Raw genomic sequence first — 17,520 nt, 5'->3', positions numbered from 1 at the left:
CGGGCGGTGGTGGAGGTGGTGACCACCGCGCCGGCTGCCATGGCGAGTACGGCCGACACCGTGGCCAGGGCTCTCGTACAGGATCGGAACACAGGAGTACTCCTGTCGTGGGCGCGTCAAAGCGCAATGTGGGGGTGGACCTGCAAGTTCACAGGAATGAACCGAGGCCCCTCACGTGAACCTGTGAGTGATTGAAGAAAGTAGGACTAGACCAGCGCCACGTCAATCCCTCGCGTTCACCAACTGAACACGGATCACATGAAGTTGAGCGCGCCCCACAGGGCCACTGTCGACACGGCGATGGCCGCGGGGACGGTCAGCAGACCGAGCCGGGTGAACGCGGAGAGCTCGGCGTCCGTGCCGTGCTGATGCAGGATGCGGCGCCAGAGGAGGGTGGCGAGCGAGCCGACATAGGTGAGGTTCGGACCGATGTTCACGCCGATCAGCGCGGCCAGAACGGGTCCTGGACCGGCCGGGGCGACGACCGGCAGCAGGGCCAGGATCGCCGGCAGATTGTTGATCGTGTTCGCGAGTACGGCAGCCACCGCGGCCACCGCGAGAAGCGCCGGGAGCGAGTCGCCGTCCGGCAGGACCGCCCCGATGCCGTCGCCGAGCCCGTTGTCGACAACTGCCTTCACGACCACGCCGAGGGCCAGCACGAAGAGGCAGAAGAGCGGGTTGGCGGAGCGGACGAGGGCGGTGACCGAGGTGCGCTTGCGGCGCAGCTCGCGCACGGCGAGGACCGCCGTACCGGCGAGTGCGGCCCAGAGCGGCTCGGCGCCCGCGAACGAGGTGATGACAAAACCGGCCAGGGTCAGCGCGAGGACGACGAGGGTGAAGACCGGGACGTCGGTCCGCTCCTGCCGCTCCGGCGGGTGGGCGCTCACGGCCAGGTCGGCGGCGAAGAAGCGGCGGAACACGGCGTACTCGACGGCGATCGCGGCCAGCCAGGGCAGCGCCATGAGCGCGGCGAACCGGGTGAAGGACAGACCGCTGGCGGCGAGGGCGAGGAGGTTGGTCAGGTTGGAGACCGGGAGCAGGAGCGATGCCGAGTTGGCGAGATGGGCGCAGGCGTAGACGTGCGGCCGGGGCCGGGCCCCGACGCGGGCGGCGGTCGCGAAGACGACGGGGGTGAGCAGGACGACGGTGGCGTCCAGGCTGAGTACGGCGGTGATCACCGCGGCGACGGCGAAGACACCGCCGAGGAGCGCGGTGGGCCGGCCCCCGCAGATCCGCGCGACGAGGTCACCGGCGGCCGTGAACAGGCCTTCCTGTGCGCAGAGTTGCGAGAGCGCGAGGATGGCGGCGAGGAAGCCGATGACGGGGAGCAGGGTACGGGTCTGATCCCAGGCGTCGGCGGGGTCGACCGCGCCGAGCGCGACGACGAGCGCGGCGGCGGGGACGGCTGCGGCGGCTTCCGGCCAGCCCTTGGGCCGTACGACGGCAAAGGCGAGCGTGGCCAGCAGGAGGCCTACGGAGAGGATCTCGGCGGGGACGGTACTCAGGGTGGGGCTCCGGAGAAGGCTGGACACAAGGGGCGTGGACGGTGCGCCCGTAACGGCGTGTTGCCCCATCTCGTAGAAGTATCCAGGGTGCCCGGAGGAGTACCGACCCGCCGTGCCGGACAGGGTCTAGTGCAGGTCGGCCTGCGCGGGGGTGTCGTCGAGGAATCCGCCCGACTGGTGCTGCCAGAGCTTCGCGTAGGCGCCGTCCGATGCGAGCAGCTCCTGGTGCGTGCCCTGCTCGATGATCCTGCCCCGGTCGAGGACGATGAGCTGGTCCATGGTGGCGACCGTACTGAGCCTGTGTGCCACCACGAGCGCCGTCCGCCCCTCCATGAGCCGCCACAGCGCCTCCTGGACGAGGATCTCGCTCTCGGAGTCCAGGGCGCTCGTCGCCTCGTCGAGCAGCAGGATCGGCGCGTCGCGCAGGATCGCCCTGGCGAGAGCGACCCGCTGGCGCTGCCCGCCCGACAGCTTGAGACCCCGCTCGCCCACCATGGTGCCGAAACCGTCCGGCAGTGCGTCGGCGAACTCCGTGACGTGCGCCGCCTCGGCCGCGCGGCGGATGTCGGCGTCCGAGGCATCCGGCCTGGCGAACGCGATGTTGTCCCGCAGCGAGCGGTGGAACATCGCCGGATCCTGCGGTACGTACGCGATCATGCTGCGCAGATCGGCCTGGCGCAGCCTGCTGATGTCCTGGCCCCCGATCAGGATGCGGCCGGTGTCGATGTCGTTCATCCGCAGCAGCAGCCGGCTGAGCGTGGTCTTGCCCCCGCCGGACCGGCCGACGAGACCGATCCTCGTCCCGCTGGGCACGGCCAGGTCAAGACCCTCGAAGAGCGGCTTTGCGCCCGCGTGGGCGAAGTTCACCTGCTCGAAGCGGACATCGGCGGCCCTGGACCGCAGCGGCTCCGGCGACGGCGGGTCGAGCACGGTCGGCGGCTGCAGCAGCAGTTCGGTGAACTGCGCGGCCTCCGTCATCGATCGCTCCAGCCGGCGGTAGATCTGGTTGAACTCGAACATGATCCGCGTCGCATTGGTGTAGTACGTGAAGGCGACCACGACCGCCTCCACGCCGTGCCCGCCCCCGGCGTGTCCACCTCCGACGAGCGCGACCGCGAGCAGCAGACCCAGTGCGTTGGTAGCCACGGACAACGGCGCGACCAGCGTGTCGATGCGCAGGTTTCCGTAGTCCCACGACCTCAGGGTGATCCGCCTCGACGCGGCGACACGGGACCGGTGCTCGGCGGCCTCGTGCTCCTCGGCGGCGAATGCCCGGACCGTGTCCATGTTCATCAGGCTGTCGGCGACATGGCCCGACACCCTGGCGATCGCCTCCTCGCGCTGGCTGACGAGCGCCTGGCGGCGACGGATGAGGGGCGCCACGCACAGGGCCGTGAGGACGATCATCCCCAAGAGCCCGACCACGAGCAGCGGTTCGTAGTGCCACAGCACGACCGACCCGAACAGCAGCGGCACGAGGCTGCCCACGACCGAGAACGTCAGCGTGTCGACGAGGTCCTCGAAACGGGACGCGAAACTCAGCACCCGCTTGGTCAGCGACCCGGCGAAGTTGTCGTGGAAGAACGCGGCGTCCTTGGCGAAGAGCTCGTCCATGCCGATCACGTACAGGCGCTCGATGCTGAGGGCGGCGAGACGGTTCAGGAAGTGGAAGCCGATGCGCCAGAACACCTCCGCGAGCAGCAGGACACCGGCGAAGCCGAGGACGTAGGGCAGCGTCGAGCCGATGCTGATACCGGAGTCGCCGGCGATCCGGCCCACCAGCTTCGCGACGATCAGCGGCGCGATGTAGCTGATGCCGATGTTGCCCACCGCCGGCAGCAGCATCGCGGGCGCCGTCAGCCACCGGCGCCGGGCCAGCTCCCGCCCGTAGTAACGCAGTGCGAGCAGCACCGCACCTTTGCCCGGCGGAACCTTGCGTAATTCAGGCGATCCCATCCCCACCCCCGTCTTGTCGTACGGTCGCCGCCCTCACAGTGTCCCGTGCCGACGACCACGCGGTCCAAGCGTTTTCGTTCCGGTTGGCCTCGCCGGTTCCGCAGGGCTCAGCCCGACTGGCGTGCTTGTACTGCCGGGCGTCCGGGGGGGCGCCCCCGGGAAAGCACAGCGGACGCCGACGCCGAGGGGCGCCGCACCGGTTGAAGCCGGTGCGACGCCCCTCGGCGTACGTACGGAACGGAATGCGGTGGGGTCAGCCCTCGACGCCCAGCCGCTCCAGGATGAGCTCCTTGACGCGCGCCGCGTCCGCCTGGCCCCGCGTGGTCTTCATGACCGCACCGACCAGCGCGCCCACAGCGGCGACCTTGCCACCGCGGATCTTGTCCGCGATCGCCGCGTTGCCCGCGATGGCCTCGTCGACCGCCGCGCCGAGCGCGCCGTCGTCCGAGACGACCTTCAGGCCGCGCTTCTCCACGATCTCGTCCGGCGTGCCCTCGCCCGCGAGGACACCCTCGATGACCTGCTTCGCCAGCTTGTCATTGAGGTCTCCCGCCGCGACCAGGGCCGCGATGCGCGCGACCTGGGCCGGGGTGACCGGGAGTTCGTCCAGCGCGCGGCCGGTCTCGTTCGCGTTGCGCGCCAGCTCGCCCATCCACCACTTACGGGCCGACGCGGCATCCGCGCCCTCCGCGATCGTGGCGACGATCGGGTCGACCGCGCCCGCGTTCAGGATCGTCTGCATGACGTCCTCGGTGACGCCCCAGTCCTCGCGCAGCCGGTTGCGGCGCAGGCGCGGGAGCTCGGGCAGACCGCCGCGCAGCTCCTCGACCCAGGCACGGGCCGGGGCGACCGGCACGAGGTCGGGCTCGGGGAAGTAGCGGTAGTCCTCGGCGTTGTCCTTGATACGGCCCGACGTCGTGGAGCCGTCCTCCTCGTGGAAGTGCCTGGTCTCCTGGAGGATCGTGCCGCCGGAGTTGAGCACCGCCGCGTGGCGCTGGATCTCGAAGCGCGCCGCACGCTCCACGGAGCGCAGCGAGTTGACGTTCTTCGTCTCCGAGCGCGTACCGAACATCTCGCGGCCGTACGGACGCAGCGACAGGTTCACGTCGCAGCGCATCTGGCCCTTGTCCATCCGGGCCTCTGAGACATCGAGCGCCTTGATGAGCTCGCGCAGCTCGGCGACGTACGCCTTCGCGACCTCGGGAGCACGCTCCCCCGCGCCCTCGATCGGCTTGGTGACGATCTCGATGAGCGGGATGCCGGCCCGGTTGTAGTCCAGGAGGGAGTGCGAGGCGCCGTGGATACGGCCCGTCGCGCCGCCGACGTGCAGCGACTTGCCGGTGTCCTCCTCCATGTGGGCGCGCTCGATCTGCACCCGGAAGATCTCGCCGTCCTCCAGCTGGACGTCCAGATAGCCGTTGAAGGCGATCGGCTCGTCGTACTGCGAGGTCTGGAAGTTCTTCGGCATGTCCGGATAGAAGTAGTTCTTCCGGGCGAAACGGCACCATTCGGCGATCTCGCAGTTGAGCGCGAGGCCGATCTTGATGGCCGACTCGATGCCGATCTCGTTGACAACCGGCAGCGCGCCGGGCAGTCCGAGACAGGTCGGGCAGGTCTGCGAGTTGGGCTCGGCGCCCAGCTCCGTGGAGCACCCGCAGAACATCTTGGTCCTGGTGCCGAGCTCGACATGGACCTCCAGGCCCATGACGGGGTCGTACGTAGCGAGGGCTTCCTCGTACGCCACCAGTTCAGTCGTGGTTGTCACGGTGAAACTTCCCTCTCAGCCCAGCAGTACGTCGTCGTCGCCGAGACGCTTCAGCTCACGCAGGAGCAGAGCGACGCCCGTGGCGACGGCGGCGGCGGAGATCACGGCGTCGACGAGGAGCAGCTTGTCGCTCTCACCGCGTGCCCTCCTCACCTGCTTCGAGACGCTCAGCGCGCCGAACAGGGTGGTGCCGATGGACAGGTACAGGCCGGGCTTGGAGTGCTTGAAACCCTTGGCCTTCTCCAGCTTGCTATCACTCACAGCGACGGAGCCTCCTCGAGCAGCGGGTGTCCCCAGCGGGCGTTGTACGCGGCCTCGACCGCGGCGCCGACCTTGTACAGCCGGTCGTCCTTCATGGCCGGAGCGATGATCTGCAGGCCGACCGGCATACCGTCCTCCGGAGCCAGGCCGCAGGGAAGCGACATGGCGGAGTTGCCGGCCAGGTTCGTCGGAATGGTGCACAGGTCGGCGAGGTACATCGCCATCGGGTCGTCCGCGCGCTCGCCGATCGGGAAGGCGGTGGTGGGCGTGGTCGGCGAGACGATCACGTCGACCTGCTCGAAGGCCTTCTCGAAGTCCTGCGTGATGAGGGTGCGGACCTTCTGGGCCGAGCCGTAGTACGCGTCGTAGTAGCCGGAGCTCAGCGCGTACGTACCGAGGATGATGCGGCGCTTGACCTCGTCGCCGAAACCGGCCTCGCGGGTCAGGGCGGTGACGTCCTCGGCGGACTTCGTACCGTCGTCGCCGACGCGCAGGCCGTAGCGCATGGCGTCGAAGCGGGCCAGGTTGGAGGAGCACTCGGAGGGGGCGATCAGGTAGTACGCGGAGAGCCCGAGGTCGAAGGAGGGGCAGTCCAGTTCGACGATGGTCGCGCCGAGCTCCTTGAGGAGCTCCACCGACTCGTCGAAGCGCTGGAGCACGCCCGCCTGGTAACCCTCGCCGCGGAACTGCTTGACGACGCCGACGCGCATGCCCTCGACCGAGCCGTTACGGGCGGCCTCGACGACCGGCGGGACCGGGGCGTCGATGGAGGTCGAGTCGAGCGGGTCGTGGCCGGCGATGACCTCGTGGAGGAGGGCCGCGTCCAGGACCGTACGGGCGCAGGGACCGCCCTGGTCGAGGGAGGAGGAGAAGGCGACCATGCCGTAGCGGGAGACCCCGCCGTAGGTCGGCTTGACGCCGACCGTGCCGGTGACGGCGGCGGGCTGGCGAATGGAACCGCCGGTGTCCGTGCCGATGGCGAGCGGGGCCTCGTACGAGGCGAGGGCCGCGCTGGAGCCGCCGCCGGAGCCGCCGGGGATCTTGGTCAGGTCCCAGGGGTTGCCGGTCGGGCCGTACGCGCTGTTCTCCGTCGAGGACCCCATGGCGAACTCGTCCATGTTGGTCTTGCCGAGGATGACGACGTCCGCGGCCTTGAGGCGCTTGGTGACCGTCGCGTCGTACGGCGGGATCCAGCCTTCGAGGATCTTGGAACCCACGGTGGTCGGGATGCCCTTGGTGGTGAAGATGTCCTTCAGCGCGAGGGGGACGCCCGCGAGGGGGCCCAGCTTCTCGCCGTTGGCCTTCTTGGCGTCGACGGCGCGGGCCTGCGCGAGCGCGCCCTCACGGTCGACATGCAGGAAGGCGTGGACCTTCTCGTCGATCGCGTCGATCCGGGCCAGGTGGGCCTCGGTGACCTCGACCGCCGTGAGCTCGCCCGAAGCGATCTTCGAGGCGATCTCGGCTGCGGTGAGCTTGATGATGCTGATGTGGTCCGTCATGGGTGTTTAGTCCTCCCCCAGGATCTGCGGCACCTTGAATCGCTGCTGCTCCTGGGCGGGGGCGCCGGAGAGGGCCTGCTCCGGGGTGAGCGAGGGGCGGACCTCGTCCTTGCGCATGACGTTCGTCAGCGGCAGCGGATGGGAGGTCGGCGGTACGTCTTGGTCGGCGACCTCGGATACGCGGGCGACCGCGCCGAGAATGTCGTCGAGCTGTCCGGCGAAGTGGTCGAGCTCTTCTGCCTTCAGCTCCAGACGTGCCAGCCGGGCGAGGTGGGCGACCTCCTCGCGCGTGATGCCAGGCATGCGGATCCTCACGGGGTGCGTGTGACGGTGTTGGGGCAATCCTATGGGGCGCGGGCCCCAGCCCCGAATCCGTTTCCCCGCGGCCGGTCCTGCGGGCCCCTACTTCACCGTCTGGCCGGACGCCGGGTCCGCTTCCAGCTCGGCCGCTGCCGCTGCCGCCGCCGCCAGCTCCGCCGGGCGCTGCCAGCCGCGGGAGCCCCGGGCCAGGAGCCAGGCCGTGGCCTCGTCCGGCGGCATCGCGGCGGCCACCAGCCAGCCCTGCACCGCGTCGCAGCCCAGGTCCCGCAGGCGCTCCCAGGTCTCGTCGTCCTCGACGCCCTCGGCGACCACCACCAGGCCGAGCGAGTGGGCCAGGTCCACCGTGCAGCGGACGATCTCCGCGTCCTCGTTGTCGATGGCGAGGCGGGCCACGAAGGAGCGGTCGATCTTCAGCTCGCTCACCGGGAGGCGGCGCAGATGGACCAGGGACGAGTAGCCCGTGCCGAAGTCGTCCAGCGACATCTTCACTCCGTGGGCCGTCAGCGCGGCGAGCGTGTCCGCCGCCCGCTGCGGGTCCTCCAGGAGTACGTGTTCCGTTATCTCGAGCTGCAGCGCGCCGGCCGGGACACCATGCCGTGCCAGCCGTGCCGCCACCGCGCCCGCGAAGCCCGGGGTGTGGACGTCCCTCGGCGACACGTTCACCGCCACCGGCACCTTCAGGCCCTGGGCGCGCCATCTGGCGACCTGCGCGAGCGCCGTCTCCAGTACGTACTCCGTCAGGTGCGGCATGAGCCCCGACGACTCGGCGATCGCGATGAACTCGTCCGGGGGGACCCGCCCGCGCTCCGGGTGCACCCACCGCACCAGCGCTTCGAGTCCCGCGACCTGTCCGTCGAACCGCACCTTGGGCTGGTAATGCAGCTCCACGTCGCCCGCGTCGAGCGCCCGGCGCAGATCGCCCAGCAGGCCGAGCCGGTCGGGGGTGTTGGAGTCGCGCTTGGACTCGTATGCCTCGACGCCCGTGCGGTCCCGCTTGGCCTGGTACATCGCCACGTCGGCCCGCCGCAGCAGTCCCTCCGCGTCCAGCGCGTGGTCAGGGAAGACAGCGACGCCGGCGCTCGCCTCGAGCACCAGCGTCAGGCCGTCCAGATCGAGCGGGGAACCCAGTTCGGCGACCAGCCGGCGCGCGATCTGTATCGCGCTGGTCGCCGAGTCGGCCACCGGCAGCAGGACCGCGAACTCGTCTCCGCCGAGCCGCGCGGCCTCCGCCCCGCGCGGCAGCGCCAGCCTCAGCCGGTCCGCGATCTGCAACAGCAGCCGGTCGCCCGCGAGATGGCCCAGGGTGTCGTTGACCGACCGGAACCGGTCCAGGTCGATCAGGACCAGTGCTGATCTCGCACCGAGGTTCTCCGCCTCCTCCAGCGCCGACCAGGTCCGCTCCAACAGCCACTGGCGGTTGGGCAGTCCGGTGAGCGGATCGCGCAACTGCTCCTCCGCCCTGGCCCTGGCGATCCAGAGCGTGGAGTCCAGCGCGATCAGCGGTACGGCGAAGAGCGGCAGCAGTACGGGAACGGACATCGCGACCACGCAGATCAGCGGGGCGATGCCCAGGAGCGCGGCCGCCACCAGGCCCTGCCGCAGCAGTGCGGTGCGGGCGATGGTCGGCAGCCCGCCGCCGCGTGGCGCCATCGCGTACCAGAGGACCACCCGGGTCACTCCGAGGTAGGCGAGCGCGACGAGCACGACCTCGGGGGTGGAACCGATGTCCCACTCGGAGGGCACCCAGGGCTTCTCCACCGTCGGTACGTCCCCGAACGCGGCCAGCACCAGTGCTCCCGCGCCGATGCCGAGGATGTCCACCGAGCCGTGCACCAGCCCCTGTCGCCAGCGATTGCGCCGGGCAGCTCCGGCCAGGACGACGACGGCCAGGGAGACCAGCGCGGCCGGCAGCCAGCCGTAGAGGAGCAGCACGGCCAGGGTCAGCGCGGCCCCCGATCCGGTCCCGCCCCACCAGCGGTCGCGGCCCAGCGCGACCAGATGACCCACGATGATGCCGGTGAGCACGGCCAGCGCCCAGCCGGTGGTGGAGTCGGGGAACAGCGCACGGCCGTCCCGTACGGCCAGGAAGAACCCAATCCCCAGCACCACCACGGCGAGCGCCACGATGGCAGGGGACAGTCCTGAACCGCGCAGCCGTGAGTCCTGATCGGCGCTCTCGGTCGGTTTCATTCCCGTCCCTACCTCACAGCCGGCAGTGCCCATGCCACGCGGATGGCCCGTTGTCATGGCATCACGACCTGAATCTCACCACTCAGCCGTGCACGACAGGTGCGCTTTTCAACAGTAGGCCGCAGAAGGCTCTGACGGGCACTGCTCTACAGGTCTTGCCCGAATGAGACCCAGCCACCCGTAAGGGTCTGCTATGCGCCGAACGGGTGGCCCGGGTCCGGGGCGGAGCGGCTACTCCTCCGTCACCACAGCAGCCTCACGGGCCGCGTCGGGACCCTGTGCCAGCAGGACTGCGAAGCCGTCCTCGTCCAGGACGGGGACCTTCAACTGGACCGCCTTGTCGTACTTCGAACCGGGGCTGTCCCCCACCACCACGAAGGCCGTCTTCTTCGAAACGGAACCGGTCACCTTCGCTCCGAGGCTCTGGAGCGCTTCTTTCGCGCCATCTCGTGTGTGGCGCTCCAGCGTGCCGGTGACCACAACGGTGAGCCCTTCGAGCGGGCGCGGTCCCTGGTCCTCGTCGCCGCCCTCTTCCTCCATACGGACTCCGGCGGCCCGCCACTTGCGCAGGATCTCGCGGTGCCAGTCCTCTTCGAACCACTGCTTGAGCGAGGCGGCGATGGTCGGCCCGACGCCCTCGACGGCGGCGAGCTCCTCCTCCGTCGCCTCCTCGATCCGCTCCAGGGAGCGGAACTCACGGGCGAGGGCTTCGGCCGCGACCGGTCCCACATGGCGGATCGAGAGCCCGGTGATGATGCGGGCCAGCGGACGTTCCTTGGCGGCGGCGATGTTCTCCAGCATCGAGAGGGCGTTCTTCCGGGGCTCGCCCTGCTGGTTGGCGAAGATCGTGACGACCTTCTCCTCGCCGGTCTTCGGATCGCGCTTGGGCAGTCCGCTGTCCTGATCGAGGACGTACGCCTTGATGGGCAGCAGCTGTTCGATGGTGAGGTCGAAGAGGTCGCCCTCGTCGGCGAGGACCGGTTCGGCGGGCTCCAGCGGCCTGGTCAGCGCGGCGGCCGAGACGTACCCGAAGTTCTCGATGTCCAGGGACTTGCGGCCGGCCAGATAGAACAGCCGCTCCCTCAACTGGGCGGGGCAGGAGTGGGCGTTGGGGCAGCGGAGGTCGATGTCGCCCTCCTTCATCGGCCGCAGCGCCGTACCGCACTCGGGGCACTCGACGGGCATCACGAACTCCCGCTCGCTGCCGTCGCGCAGATCGGCGACCGGGCCGAGGATCTCCGGGATGACGTCCCCGGCCTTCCTCAGCACCACCGTGTCCCCGATGAGCACCCCCTTGGCCTTGACGACCTCCTGGTTGTGCAGGGTCGCGAACTCGACCTCGGAGCCCGCCACCGTCACCGGATCGACCTGCGCGTACGGCGTCACACGCCCGGTGCGGCCCACCCCCACGCGGATGTTGAGCAGCTTGGTGTTGACCTCCTCCGGCGCGAACTTCCAGGCGATCGCCCAGCGCGGCGCCCGCGAGGTGGAGCCGAGCCGCCCCTGCAGCGGGATCTCGTCGAGCTTGACGACCACGCCGTCGATCTCGTGCTCCACCACCGAGTGGCGGTTCTCCCCGATGTACGAGATGAACTCCCGGACCCCGTCGAGTGAGTCGACCACTCTGTTCTGGGTGGCGGTGGGCAGCCCCCACTCGTGCAGCAGCTCGTACGCGTGCGACAGGCAGTCGATGTCGAAGCCCTCGCGTGCGCCGATGCCGTGCACCACCATGTGCAGCGGGCGGGTCGCGGTGACCTTGGGGTCCTTCTGGCGCAGCGAGCCGGCAGCCGCGTTCCGCGGGTTGGCGAACGGCTTGTCCCCGGCCTCCACCAGGCGGGCGTTCAGCTCCTCGAAGGCCTCCATCGGGAAGTAGACCTCGCCGCGGATCTCCACCAGCGCGGGGATCCGGTCGCCCTCCAGCCGGTAGGGGATGTCGGCGATCGTGCGGACGTTGGCCGTGATGTCCTCGCCGACGCGGCCGTCGCCCCGGGTGGCCGCGCGGGTCAGCCGGCCGTTCTCGTACGTCAGGTTGACCGCGAGGCCGTCGACCTTCAGCTCGCACAGGTAGTGGTAGGCGGCGGTTCCCGCGTCCCGGACGACGCGCTCGTGCCAGGCCGCGAGCTCCTCGTCGTCGAAGGCGTTGTCCAGGGAGAGCAGCCGCTCGCGGTGCTCGACCTTGGTGAACTCCGTCTCGTAGTCCCCGGCGACCTTCTGCGTCGGGGAGTCCGGGGTACGCAGCTCCGGGTACTCCTCCTCCAGGGCCTCCAGTGAGCGCAGCAGCACATCGAAGTCGGCGTCGCTGACGACCGGCTGGTCCCGGACGTAGTACCGGAAGCGGTGCCCCTCGATCTGCTCGGCGAGGAGCGCGTGCTGCTCCCGTGCCTCCGCGGGCACCGCTGCGTTCTGTTCGACAGCCACCGTCAAGTCCTCCCGTTACCGCGTCGGTTACTCAGGGTTGTCCGCGAGCGACCTCGCCGCCCGGGCGCAGTACGCGAGCGCCGCGCGCGCATACGCGGGGGAAGCCCCCGCCAGCCCGCACGACGGGGTGATCACCAACGACTCCGCGAGAGTCCCCGGATTCAGCCCCAGCCTGCGCCACAACGTCCTGACACCCATGACGCTACCGGCAGGGTCTGACAATGGACCGTCCGTGCCGGGCACGACACCGGCGAAGAGCCGGGTACCACCCTCGACGGCCTCCCCGATCGCCTCCTCGTCACGCTCGGTGAGCAGCGAGAAATCGAACGAGATGCCTGCCGCGCCGGCCCGCCGCAACAGCGCGAACGGCACGTCGGGCGCGCAGGAATGGACCACGACAGGCCCGTCCGTCACACCCATCACCTCGCGCAGCGTGCTCTCCACGGCCTGCCGGTCCACGGCCCGGTGGGTCCGGTAGCCGCTCGCGGTCCTGATCTGCCCGCGCAGCACGGCGATGAGCGAGGGCTCGTCCAGCTGCAGCACCACCTGCGCGCCCGGCACCCGCCGCCGTACCTCCGCGAGGTGCGTCCGCAGCCCCTCGGCCAGCGACCCCGCGAGGTCGCGTCGGGCGCCCAGATCCCCGAGCGCCAGCTCCCCGCCGCGCAGTTCGAGGCCGGCGGCCAGCGTCCACGGCCCCACCGCCTGGATCTTCAGCGGCCCTTCGTACCCCTGGGTGAACTCCTCCAGCGCGTCCAGGTCCTCACCGAGCCAGGACTGTGCGCGCCGGGTCTCGCGCCCGGGGCGGTCGCTGACGCGCCAGCCGCTGGGCTCCACGTGGGCGTACATCTCCACGAGCATCCCGATGGTGCGGCCGAGCATGTCGCCGCCGGGTCCGCGCGCCGGCAGTTCGGCCAGATACGGGAAGTCCTCGAAGGACCCCACGACGGTCTTCGCGGTCTCGCGTGCGTCGTCGCCGGGCATCGAACCGATGCCGGTGGCAGGCCCCCATACGAATTCGCTCATCGACCGGGCCGCACCGTCAGGTCGTTGACCTCGGCGTCGCGCGGCAGGTCGAGCGCCATGACGATCGTCGTCGCCACCGACTCGGGGTCGATCCACTGCGCGGCGTCGTACGTCTTGCCCTCCTGCGAGTGCACCTTGGCCTGCATGGGGCTGGCGGTGCGCCCCGGGTAGACGGAGGTCACGCGCACCCCGTTCTCGTGCTCCTCCTCGCGCAGCGAGTCGGCCAGGGCCTTCAGGCCGTGCTTGGAGGCGGCGTAAGCACCCCACTGGGCGTGGGCGTTGAGCCCTGCGCCCGAGTTGACGAAGACCACGTGCCCGTGGGCCACGCGGAGCTGGGGAAGGAAGAGCCTGGTCAGCTCGGCCGGCGAGACGAGATTGGCCTTGAGCTGCTGGAGCCAGGTCCCGGCCCGCAGTTCGGCGACGGGACCGAGGTCGACGACGCCCGCGATGTGCAGCACCGAGTCGACCTGCTCGGGCATGGCCTGCATGCCGAACGACTTGGAGATGCGCTCGGGGTCCGCGAGGTCGGCGACCATCGAACCGGCCCCCGGGTACTGCTCCTCCAGCTGCCTGGCGCGTCCGCGGTCCCGCGCCACCAGGACGATGTCGTCGCCGCGCTCCTGAAGGCGGCGCGCGACGGCCGCGCCGATGCCGGAACCTGCACCAGTGATCACATGTGTTGCCATACGAGACATGCTCGCACTACTGGACGCCCGCACTCTCCTCCAGGTAGGCCAGCGCGGCCACCCCGTCCGCCGCGAAGAACACCAGGTCAGTCAGCGGAACCGGCAGGAATCCCTCGTCCTCCATCCGCTGGAACTGCTGCTTGAGACCGTCGTAGAAGCCCGCCGTGTTCAGCAGCACCACCGGCTTGGTGGTCTTTCCGTGCTTCTTCAGTTCCAGGATCTCGGTCGCCTCGTCCAGCGTCCCGGTCCCGCCCACCATGATCACGACCGCGTCCGACTTGGCGAGCAGCAGCGCCTTCCGCTCGGCGAGATCCTTGGCGATCACCATCTCGTCGGCGTTCGTACGCGCCCTGTCGGCCAGGAAGTCCACGGACACGCCCACCAGCCGCCCGCCCGATTCCTGCACCCCGTCGGCGACGACCTTCATCAGCCCGCTCTCGGACCCGCCCCAGACCAGCGTGTGGCCGCCCTTGCCGATCAGTTCGGCGAATTCGCGGGCGGGCCGGGTGTAGCGCTCGTCGAGGTCGGCGGCGGAGAGAAAGACGCAGATATCCATACGTCCACCGTAAGGGGAAGAAGTGGCCGCCCCCGCGCGCTGAAGGAGGCATGACGACTGGACACCGCATCACCGTCGAAGAGGGCACCGAGCACGTCAGGGTCGTACGGGAAGGGCAGGTGCTCGCCGAGAGCAGCCGCCCCCTCGTCCTGCGCGAGACGGGCTGTCCGGTGCGCTACTACCTCCCGCCGGAGGACGTACGCACCGACCTGCTGACCCCTTCGGAGACCCACACCCACTGCCCCTTCAAGGGCGACGCCTCCTACTGGTCGCTCCCGGAGGCGGCCGACCTGGTCTGGGCGTACCCGGAGCCGAAAGACGAAGTGGCCCTGATCAAGGACCACTTCTGCTTCTACGACACCGAGGTCGTCTGACCCGCGGAGACGCGTTCGGTCGTGGCGATCGTCGCCGACCCGACGACCCTGGTGCCGTCGTAGAGCACGATCGCCTGGCCGGGCGCCACGCCCCGTACCGCCTCGTCGAACCGCACCTGCAGCTCGTCGCCGACGAGCTCCGCGCTCACGGTGGTCTCGCCGCCGTGGGCGCGCAACTGTGCGGTGTACGTACCCGGGCCCACCGGGGCGTTTCCGCACCAGCGGGGCCTGATCGCGGTCAGTGCGGTGACGTCCAGGGCCTCGACAGGGCCGACCGTCACCGTGTTGTTCACCGGTGAGATGTCCAGGACGTAGCGCGGCTTGCCGTCGGCGGCCGGGTGGCCGATCCGCAGACCCTTGCGCTGGCCGATGGTGAAGCCGAAGGCGCCGTCGTGGCTGCCGAGCTTCGTCCCCGTCTCGTCGAGGATGTCGCCCTCGGCCTTGCCGCCGAGGCGGTCGGCGAGGAAGCCCTGGGTGTCGCCGTCCGCGATGAAGCAGATGTCGTGGCTGTCGGGCTTCTTGGCGACGGCCAGGTTGCGGCGCTCGGCCTCGGCGCGGATCTCGTCCTTGGTGGTGAGGGTGTCCCCGAGCGGGAACATGGCGTGCGCGAGCTGGCGCTCGTCGAGCACGCCCAGGACGTAACTCTGGTCCTTGGCCATGTCGGACGCCCGGTGCATCTCACGCGAGCCGTCCTCGTTCACGACGACCGTGGCGTAGTGGCCGGTGCAGACCGCGTCGAAGCCCAGCGCGAGGGCCTTGTCGAGCAGCGCCGCGAACTTGATCTTCTCGTTGCAGCGCAGACAGGGGTTGGGGGTGCGCCCGGCCTCGTACTCCGCGACGAAGTCCTCGACGACGTCCTCACGGAAGCGCTCGGCGAGGTCCCAGACGTAGAAGGGGATGCCGATGACGTCGGCCGCCCTGCGGGCGTCGCGCGAGTCCTCGATGGTGCAGCAGCCGCGTGCTCCCGTACGGAAGGACTGCGGGTTGGCGGAGAGCGCCAGGTGCACACCGGTCACGTCGTGCCCGGCCTCGGCGGCACGGGCGGCGGCGACGGCGGAGTCCACGCCGCCGGACATGGCGGCCAGTACCCGGAGGGGACGGGGGCGGGAGCGCTGGGGTGTCTGAGTCATAGCCCTACCAGGGTACGGGCAAGCGGGAACCGGAAGCTCGTGAGTATGCGTTGTCGATCACATGGGGAGTACGAGCGGTACGGGCAGCGGTACCGGCAGCGGTACGGGCAAGGACGCGGACCGGCGCATCGGACGGCGGGCGCTGCTGCTCGGCGGCCTGGGCACAGCGGTCGGAGCCGGGGTGCTGGCCAGGGGCGAGCTCGCGCACATCTGGTGGCGGCTGCCGGGCGTCGAGAAGCCGCGCACGGAGGGAGACGTCGATTTCGCGGGCGCCCGGTGGGCGGCAGCCTCGCCGGCGAACTACCGGCGGGCCGACCGGCCGGACGACTACCGGGTCGACCGGGTCGTCATCCATGTCGTGCAGGGCGGCTACGCATCGGCACTGAAGGTCTTCCAGGACCCGTCGCACGGAGCGGCCGCGCACTATGTCGTCCGCAAGGACGGGCTGGTGGCGCAGACGGTGCGCGAGCTGGACGTCGCCTTCCACGCGGGCAACCGCGACTACAACGAGCGCAGCGTCGGCATCGAGCACGAGGGGTTCGTGGACCGGAAGTCGTCGTTCACGGCCCCGATGTACGCGGCCTCGGCCCGGCTGACGGCCGGGATCTGCCGGCGCTATGGGATACCGGTGGACCGCGACCATGTCATCGGGCACGTGGAGGTGCCGGGAGCGGACCACACCGATCCCGGCCCGCACTGGGACTGGGACCGGTACATGAAGCTGGTGCGGGCCGCACGCGCCGTGCGGCCCGTGCGTTCCTAGCTGAGCCCGGCCGTCCGCGCCCGCTCCACCGCCGGGCCGATCGCCTCCGCGACCGCCGCCACGTCCTCTTTGGTGGAGGTGTGGCCGAGCGTGAAGCGCAGGGTGCCGCGCGCCAGGTCCGGGTCCGTGCCGGTCGCCAGGAGTACGTGACTGGGCTGCGCGACCCCCGCCGTACAGGCCGACCCCGTCGAGCAGGCGATGCCCGCCGCGTCGAGCAGCAGGAGCAGGGAGTCGCCCTCGCAGCCGGGGAAGCTGAAGTGGGCGTTGGCGGGGAGACGGTCGTCCGGGTCGCCGCCGAGCACCGCCTCGGGGACGGCGGAGCGCACGGCCGCGATCAGCTCGTCACGCAGGGCGCCGATCTCACGGGCGTAACTCTCGCGCCGCTCGGCGGCCAGCTTTCCCGCGACCGCGAAGGCGGCGATCGCCGGGACGTCGAGCGTCCCGGAGCGTACGTGCCGCTCCTGGCCGCCGCCGTGCAGGACAGGGACGGGGGTCTGGTCGCGGCCCAGGAGCAGCGCTCCGATGCCGTACGGGCCGCCGATCTTGTGTCCTGACACGGTCATCGCGGCGAGTCCGGAGGCGGCGAAGTCCAGCTCGGTCTGGCCGAAGGCCTGGACCGCGTCGGAGTGCATCGGGATCTCGAACTCCCGTGCGACATCGGCCAGTTCACGGATCGACATGATGGTGCCGATCTCGTTGTTGGCCCACATCACGCTGATCAGCGCCACGTCGGAGGGGTCGCTCCCGACTGCCGTACGGAGCGATTCCGGATGGACGCGGCCGTAGGAGTCGACCGGGAGGTACTCGACCGTCGCGCCCTCGTGCTCGGCCAGCCAGTGCACCGCGTCGAGGACCGCGTGGTGTTCGACGGGGCTGGTCAGGATGCGGGTACGGTGCGGGTCGGCGTCGCGCCGGGACCAGTACAGGCCCTTGACCGCGAGGTTGTCGGACTCCGTGCCGCCCGCGGTGAAGACCAGCTCGCTGGGGCGTGCGCCGAGCGCTTCGGCGAGGGTCTCGCGGGCCTCCTCGACGGCACGCCGAGCCCGGCGTCCGGCGGCGTGCAGCGAGGAGGC

General features: G+C 70.4%; 15 protein-coding genes. 2 read left to right on the top strand and 13 right to left on the bottom strand.

Annotated elements, in window-relative coordinates:
* Positions 1–254: 254 nt before the first annotated feature.
* The 11 genes from J0695_RS30845 to J0695_RS30795 form a co-directional block, all read right to left on the bottom strand.
* Positions 255–1,505 (bottom strand): SLC13 family permease, encoded by a 1,251-nt coding sequence (locus J0695_RS30845; protein ID WP_242553407.1) that lies wholly within the window; start codon positions 1,503–1,505, stop codon positions 255–257.
* 126 nt (positions 1,506–1,631) lie between these two features.
* Complete coding sequence (locus J0695_RS30840; protein WP_206967606.1) at positions 1,632–3,461, bottom strand: ABC transporter ATP-binding protein; 1,830 nt, start codon at positions 3,459–3,461, stop codon at positions 1,632–1,634.
* Between the two features lie 253 nt (positions 3,462–3,714).
* On the bottom strand, positions 3,715–5,226 hold the full coding sequence (gatB, locus tag J0695_RS30835) for an Asp-tRNA(Asn)/Glu-tRNA(Gln) amidotransferase subunit GatB (protein WP_206967604.1): 1,512 nt from the start codon (positions 5,224–5,226) through the stop codon (positions 3,715–3,717).
* Between the two features lie 15 nt (positions 5,227–5,241).
* Positions 5,242–5,487, bottom strand: a complete 246-nt coding sequence (locus J0695_RS30830) for a hypothetical protein (protein ID WP_206967602.1) — start codon at positions 5,485–5,487, stop codon at positions 5,242–5,244.
* Entirely contained in the window at positions 5,484–6,986 is a 1,503-nt protein-coding gene (gene gatA, locus J0695_RS30825; RefSeq protein WP_206967600.1) for an Asp-tRNA(Asn)/Glu-tRNA(Gln) amidotransferase subunit GatA, read from the bottom strand. Before gatA ends, J0695_RS30830 begins: the two co-directional genes overlap by 4 nt.
* Positions 6,987–6,992: 6 nt before the next feature.
* Positions 6,993–7,289 carry an Asp-tRNA(Asn)/Glu-tRNA(Gln) amidotransferase subunit GatC gene (gene gatC / locus J0695_RS30820; RefSeq protein ID WP_206967598.1) on the bottom strand — a complete coding sequence of 99 codons (297 nt, stop codon included), beginning with the start codon at positions 7,287–7,289 and terminating at the stop codon, positions 6,993–6,995.
* 99 nt (positions 7,290–7,388) lie between these two features.
* Entirely contained in the window at positions 7,389–9,497 is a 2,109-nt protein-coding gene (locus J0695_RS30815) for a putative bifunctional diguanylate cyclase/phosphodiesterase (RefSeq protein ID WP_206967596.1), read from the bottom strand.
* Positions 9,498–9,728: 231 nt separating this feature from the next.
* Positions 9,729–11,915, bottom strand: coding sequence for an NAD-dependent DNA ligase LigA (ligA, locus tag J0695_RS30810; RefSeq protein WP_206967594.1), 2,187 nt, complete (start codon positions 11,913–11,915; stop codon positions 9,729–9,731).
* A gap of 27 nt (positions 11,916–11,942) precedes the next feature.
* A complete protein-coding gene (locus J0695_RS30805; protein ID WP_206967592.1) occupies positions 11,943–12,938 on the bottom strand; it encodes a methionine synthase in 996 nt (331 codons plus the stop codon).
* The gene (locus tag J0695_RS30800) at positions 12,935–13,624 is read right to left on the bottom strand and encodes an SDR family oxidoreductase (RefSeq protein ID WP_206967591.1); all 690 of its coding nucleotides are present in this window, start codon (positions 13,622–13,624) and stop codon (positions 12,935–12,937) included. Before J0695_RS30800 ends, J0695_RS30805 begins: the two co-directional genes overlap by 4 nt.
* A gap of 16 nt (positions 13,625–13,640) precedes the next feature.
* Positions 13,641–14,180, bottom strand: a complete 540-nt coding sequence (locus tag J0695_RS30795; protein ID WP_206967589.1) for an LOG family protein — start codon at positions 14,178–14,180, stop codon at positions 13,641–13,643.
* 50 nt (positions 14,181–14,230) lie between these two features.
* Between J0695_RS30795 and J0695_RS30790 the strand changes: the two genes are divergently transcribed.
* Positions 14,231–14,554 carry a DUF427 domain-containing protein gene (locus J0695_RS30790; RefSeq protein WP_206967587.1) on the top strand — a complete coding sequence of 108 codons (324 nt, stop codon included), beginning with the start codon at positions 14,231–14,233 and terminating at the stop codon, positions 14,552–14,554.
* Here the strand turns inward: J0695_RS30790 and mnmA are convergent.
* Positions 14,533–15,684 carry a tRNA 2-thiouridine(34) synthase MnmA gene (gene mnmA, locus J0695_RS30785; RefSeq protein ID WP_206967585.1) on the bottom strand — a complete coding sequence of 384 codons (1,152 nt, stop codon included), beginning with the start codon at positions 15,682–15,684 and terminating at the stop codon, positions 14,533–14,535. The genes J0695_RS30790 and mnmA overlap by 22 nt on opposite strands.
* Positions 15,685–15,745: 61 nt before the next feature.
* Between mnmA and J0695_RS30780 the strand changes: the two genes are divergently transcribed.
* Complete coding sequence (locus tag J0695_RS30780; protein ID WP_206967584.1) at positions 15,746–16,447, top strand: N-acetylmuramoyl-L-alanine amidase; 702 nt, start codon at positions 15,746–15,748, stop codon at positions 16,445–16,447.
* On the opposite strand, the gene J0695_RS30775 is transcribed toward J0695_RS30780, so the two are convergent.
* Positions 16,444–17,520 (bottom strand): cysteine desulfurase family protein (locus J0695_RS30775; RefSeq protein ID WP_206967582.1); only part of this gene is annotated, 1,077 nt, incomplete at its 5' end. The two genes, J0695_RS30780 and J0695_RS30775, sit on opposite strands and share 4 nt — an antisense overlap.

It is taken from the genome of Streptomyces beijiangensis (genome assembly GCF_017315755.1).
Lineage (GTDB): Bacteria > Actinomycetota > Actinomycetes > Streptomycetales > Streptomycetaceae > Streptomyces > Streptomyces beijiangensis.
This window is presented reverse-complemented; position numbering and strand designations above follow the sequence as displayed.

Bases quoted from the DNA above. Each gene is read 5' to 3' on its own strand.
- J0695_RS30840 (WP_206967606.1), bottom strand. From the start codon at position 3,461: ATGGGATCGCCTGAATTACGCAAGGTTCCGCCGGGCAAAGGTGCGGTG.
- gatA (WP_206967600.1), bottom strand. From the start codon at position 6,986: ATGACGGACCACATCAGCATCATCAAGCTCACCGCAGCCGAGATCGCC.
- gatC (WP_206967598.1), bottom strand. From the start codon at position 7,289: ATGCCTGGCATCACGCGCGAGGAGGTCGCCCACCTCGCCCGGCTGGCA.
- J0695_RS30815 (WP_206967596.1), bottom strand. From the start codon at position 9,497: ATGAAACCGACCGAGAGCGCCGATCAGGACTCACGGCTGCGCGGTTCA.
- J0695_RS30805 (WP_206967592.1), bottom strand. From the start codon at position 12,938: ATGAGCGAATTCGTATGGGGGCCTGCCACCGGCATCGGTTCGATGCCC.
- J0695_RS30800 (WP_206967591.1), bottom strand. From the start codon at position 13,624: ATGGCAACACATGTGATCACTGGTGCAGGTTCCGGCATCGGCGCGGCC.
- J0695_RS30795 (WP_206967589.1), bottom strand. From the start codon at position 14,180: ATGGATATCTGCGTCTTTCTCTCCGCCGCCGACCTCGACGAGCGCTAC.
- J0695_RS30790 (WP_206967587.1), top strand. From the start codon at position 14,231: ATGACGACTGGACACCGCATCACCGTCGAAGAGGGCACCGAGCACGTC.
- mnmA (WP_206967585.1), bottom strand. From the start codon at position 15,684: ATGACTCAGACACCCCAGCGCTCCCGCCCCCGTCCCCTCCGGGTACTG.
- J0695_RS30780 (WP_206967584.1), top strand. From the start codon at position 15,746: ATGGGGAGTACGAGCGGTACGGGCAGCGGTACCGGCAGCGGTACGGGC.